Origin of the sequence: Arthrobacter sp. CAL618 (assembly GCF_000468215.1) — a bacterium.
Classification (GTDB): domain Bacteria; phylum Actinomycetota; class Actinomycetes; order Actinomycetales; family Micrococcaceae; genus Arthrobacter_D.
The window spans coordinates 1-4,775 of sequence record NZ_ASZW01000249.1; the positions used below are offsets into that span (position 1 = coordinate 1).

At 63.3% G+C, this 4,775-nt stretch carries 4 protein-coding genes; 2 read left to right on the forward strand and 2 right to left on the reverse strand.

Annotation, left to right across the window (positions count from 1 at the left end):
• On the forward strand, nucleotides 1-284 hold a 284-nt coding region (locus tag K728_RS0115010), incomplete at its 5' end, for a MerR family transcriptional regulator (protein WP_024477185.1).
• A gap of 12 nt (nucleotides 285-296) precedes the next feature.
• Here the strand turns inward: K728_RS0115010 and K728_RS0115015 are convergent.
• On the reverse strand, nucleotides 297-1,310 hold the full coding sequence (locus tag K728_RS0115015; RefSeq protein WP_024477186.1) for a LacI family DNA-binding transcriptional regulator: 1,014 nt from the start codon (nucleotides 1,308-1,310) through the stop codon (nucleotides 297-299).
• Between the two features lie 55 nt (nucleotides 1,311-1,365).
• Entirely contained in the window at nucleotides 1,366-3,156 is a 1,791-nt protein-coding gene (locus tag K728_RS0115020) for a glycoside hydrolase family 13 protein (protein WP_035748277.1), read from the reverse strand.
• A gap of 255 nt (nucleotides 3,157-3,411) precedes the next feature.
• On the opposite strand from K728_RS0115020, the gene K728_RS0115025 reads away from it, so the two are divergent.
• Complete coding sequence (locus K728_RS0115025; RefSeq protein ID WP_024477188.1) at nucleotides 3,412-4,710, forward strand: sugar ABC transporter substrate-binding protein; 1,299 nt, start codon at nucleotides 3,412-3,414, stop codon at nucleotides 4,708-4,710.
• Nucleotides 4,711-4,775 lie beyond the last annotated feature (65 nt).

Consider the following 4,775-nt stretch of genomic DNA (forward strand, 5'->3'; position numbering starts at 1 on the left):
CCCGCCGCTACTCGCAGCGGGACGTGACCACTCTCCGCGAGGTACAGCGGCTTTCCCAGGAGGGGGTGTCGCTGGAAGGTATCCGACGGATCCTGCAGCTCGAAAATCAGGTCGCCGCCCTGCAATACCGGGTTCAGGAGCTGACCGACGAACTGGCGTCCCGCCGTCGTCAGCCTGACTCAAGCAGGGTGTTTGCCGCCGGACTCGCAGGCGACGTCGTTACCCTCTCCCGCGGTCAGCGCCCCCGGCCGCGGAGTCAGGCGATGGTCGTGTGGCGCCCGTGACCGCGGTACGAGCTACACTGCCGGCGCGGCTGTACTTGATCGGATAATGAGCGCTGTTCGAGCGACGTGATTGGTAGAAGAATAGGCTGCCGGGTCCTGCAGAATCGCCAGGAGGCGCTCGACGGCGCGCTGCCCCTGTTCCCGCGGGAATTGGGCCACTGTGGTCAGCCCGAGAGCTTCCCCGAGTTCATGCCCATCAATCCCTATCACTGAAATGTCTTCGGGGACGCGAAGTCCCAGCTCCCGTGCCGCGAGGATGGTGCCTATCGCCATCTCGTCTGACGCGCAGAAGACCGCCGAAGGAGTATCGCGAGGATAGCCCAGGAGCTGTTTCGCCTGTGCTAGACCGCCCTGAATGGTGAAGTCGGCGTCGACGCGCCAGGAGTCAAGGACGTCCAGGTTTGCGTTCCTCATGGCCGACTCATACCCGTTCCGACGGGTGCCGGAAATCCGGAAATCATTTTCAAATGCATCGGCACCACCGAGGTGGGCAATTCGCCGATGCCCAAGGCTGATGAGATGCTCTGTGGCGAGTCGGGCGATTTCACCATCATCGACGCTGAAGGTCTCCGCCCCGGGAAGCGGCCCGCCAATGCCGACTACTGGCTTTCCTACGGCGAGGAGCTGATCCAGTTCGTCGCGGCGAAGTTCAAGCGAAACGGGGATCACCCCATCACACCGCTGGCGGAGAAGAAAGTCGGTGAGGACGCGGTCGCGGTGGTCGGCGTTCTCGTTCAGGTTATAAAGCGTGAGGTCATACCCAGCCTCGAGCAACGATGCCGCGACGCTGTCGACGATCTGGGAATAGTACCAACGGGCGACCGACGGCACGACGACTCCCACATTGCGGTGACGGCCCGAGGCTAGCGAGGACGCAGTCGAACTCACCACGAAGCCCAGTTCCTTTGCGGCCCGCAGAACCCGCGCCCGGCTTCGCTCCGATACCTGCCCCTTGCCGCTGAGCGCTCGGGATACGGTCGCGGTGGAGACCCCGGCGAGCTGGGCGACATCCTTGATGCCGGCCATGGTCTCCCTCCCAAAATTCATGCGGTGCACTCCGGCTGGACTGTGCCTCCTTCGATCATTCCGGAGTCGCCACGAAAGCGCTATCCGTGGAGTGGATCAGCCAGACGCAAGCATTGGGTGGGAGCATTCGGGTTTCCCCCGCTTCCATTTCTTCCGGCGTGCTGGAGACGATGATAGCGCCCGGCGGAAGCGGGATGGCGAATTCACCCATGTTGAGAACCACCAGCACTTCGCCGTTGAGGAACGCAACGGCGTCGGTCGTTTCGTACTCGCGGGACCAGCTCAGGGATCCGGCACCGAGCCGCAAATCCCGTCGAAGCTGGAGGGCGGTCCGATACAGGGACAGCGTTGAGGAAGGATCCTCCGTCTGACGGTCGCGGGCGTAGCCAGACCACCCCTCTGGTTGTGGCAACCAGGGGGTCGGCGCCTCATGGGGTGCGCCGCTGTGGTTCGCCGCAAAACCAAACGTGGGCGTATCGGCGAGCCACGGCAACGGAACCCGGCAGCCGTCTCGGCCGAGTCGCTCCCCTTCGGTTCGGCCGAAGGTCGGGTCCTTGCGAGCATCGTCAGGCATTGCAGTGTGGTCGGGCAGGCCAAGTTCCTCGCCCTGGTAAAGATAAATGCCTCCCGGCAGGGCGAACATCGCGAGGGAAGCAGCCCGGGCCCGGGCCAGTCCTATTGCGGTGTCGGGCTGCGCGTCGAACCTGCCGATTCCGTCACCACCACGGGGAGCGCCCTCGGGGAGGCCGAAGCGGCTTGCGTGCCGGACGACGTCGTGATTGCTCAACACCCAGGTGGTGGGCGCGTCGACTGCGTCGAAAGCGGTCAGCGAAGTCGAGATCACATGGCGGAGGGAATGCGCGTCCCAGGGATGATGAAGGTATGCGAAGTTGAAGGCCTGGTGCATCTCGTCCGGGCGCACCCAGTCGGTCAGGCGGGGCAGGGGGTCGATCGACGCCTCGGCACAAAGGATTCGGTCTCCGTCGTATTCGTCGAGGATGCCACGCCACCGACGATAAATTGCATGGACCTCCTCCTGCCCGAACATGGGCGCATCCGAACCAGGGAAGCCCTCCGTGGATCCGCCGTCGGCACGGCCGCCCCAGTCCGGCAGGCCTTTGGCCTTGATGAGGGCGTGCGCTACGTCCACGCGGAACCCGGACACCCCGCGATCAAGCCAGAAACGGAGGACTCGCTCGAACTCCTCCCGCACGGCTGGGTTGTCCCAATTGAAGTCGGGCTGGGAGGAATCGAACAGGTGAAGATACCACTGGCCAGGGGAGCCATCAGGAGCAGTAACGCGCGTCCACGCAGGGCCGCCGAAATGGGACTGCCAGTTGTTGGGGGGCTCGTCGCCGCCGGCGCCCCGGCCATCACTGAAAATGAACATGGACCGCTCAGGCGAACCCTCGGGAGCAGCCAGCGCGGCCTGAAACAGCGCGTGCTCACTTGAGCAATGGTTGGGTACGAGGTCGACGATAATCCGAATCCCAAGGCGGTCCGCCCCTGCAACAAGGGCGTCAAAGTCGGCTAGCGTGCCAAACATCGGGTCGACATCGCAATAGTCTGCGACATCGTAGCCGCCGTCGCGGTGGGGAGAGGGGTAGAACGGGGATAGCCAAACAGCGTCGACGCTGAGCTCTGCCAAATGGTCCAATTCGGCCAGGACACCAGGAAGGTCCCCCGTACCATCGCCGTTCGAGTCCCGGAACGAGCGCGGGTAGACCTGGTAGATGACAGATGAGCGCCACCACTCGGCATCCCCCCACGCGGCGTGCAATGGGTCGTGGAAGGAGGCAGGCGAGGACAGGTGATCGCCGCTCAGGACGGGAACAATCTCAGGCATGCCGACTATCTTAGACCGCAAATCAACTAAAAGTGGAAGCGCTTGCCCTGGGCTAGCTTGCCGCATGCCGGTTTGAGGGCGGATTCTCAACCAGTTTTTTCTGACAGTTGGAATATTTTGTGCAAGCGTTTACAGTTGTGACTCTTATCACGATCTGCCCGATCGGGCGGGTTGTGGCATAGACGTTTCCCGGTGAGCGGACGTACCGCTCCGATGGCCGGGCACTGACCGATGACGTTCACGAAAGGTACACCAATGAAGGTGCGATCCACCCAGCCGATGCGTCGGCACACCCTATTCACCGGACTACTGTCCGTTTCAGTCCTGGCCCTCACCGCCTGTGGCGGAGGAGCATCCGAGTCAGCCGGCACCAGCAGCACCCCCGCCGCGGAAAACCTCTCAGAGGGGGGCGCCACGACGCTCACCATGTGGGTTGACGCGGAGCGTGCACCCGCCCTTGAGGAGATCACCGCTTCCTTTAAAGAGGACACTGGGATCGAAGTGAAACTCGCGGTCAAGGACTTCGCCGCAGTACGTGATGACTTCATCACCCAGGTGCCCACCGGCAAGGGTCCAGACCTGATCGTGGGTCCACATGACTGGTTGGGCACTTTCGTTCAGAACGGCGTGGTGGCGCCGGTGGAGCTTGGCGACAAAGCGGCGGAGTTCCAGGAATCCGCCATCCAGGCGATGACCTACGACGGCAGCGTCTACGGCGTCCCCTACGCGCTGGAGAACATTGCGCTGCTGCGCAACATCGACCTGGCGCCCGAGGCAGCAACCACCTTTGACGAGGTCATCGCGAACGGCGAGGCCGCCGTCGCCGCGGGCGACGCGGAATACCCCTTCCTGGTGGGCATGGATCCCAAGCAGGGCGATCCGTATCACCTGTACCCGCTGCAGACCTCGATGGGGGTCCCCGTCTTCGGCCAGAACGACGATGGCAGCTACAACGCGGACGAACTGCTGCTGGGCGAGCCCAACGGCGTCGAGTTCGCGAAGAAGCTCGTCGAATGGGGTGACGAAGGGTCGAAGATCATCAACTCGAACATCACCGGCGATATCGCGAAGGAGAAATTCAACGCGGGCGAGTCGCCCTACTTCCTGACCGGTCCCTGGAACGTGCCCGATGCCCAGGCCGCAGGGTTGAACATCGCTGTCGACAACCTTCCCACCGTCGGGGAGGAAGACGCGCAGCCTTTCATCGGTGTCAACGGATTCTTCATTTCCTCGAAGAGCGCCAACGCGCTCGCGGCGAATGAGTTTGCCGTCAACTATCTCAGCACCGAGGAAGCACAGGACGCGATGTACGCCGTTGGGGGGCGCCCACCGGCCCTCAACGCCAGCTTCGACAAGGCGTCCTCGGATCCGATCGTTGCAGCATTCGGCGAGATCGGAGCCAATGGTGTGCCTATGCCAGCGCTGCCAGAAATGCAGGCCGTCTGGGCTGACTGGGGAGCAACCGAGCTCGCCCTGATCAAGGGCAGCAGCGACCCTGAGGCTGCCTGGACCACCATGGTCAGCAACATCGAAGAGAAGATCGCAGGGCAGTAACAACCCGGCGCCCGTCCTTCCTTGGGCGGGCGCCACCCCTGGCTGCTCCGGCAGCAACCTCTTCG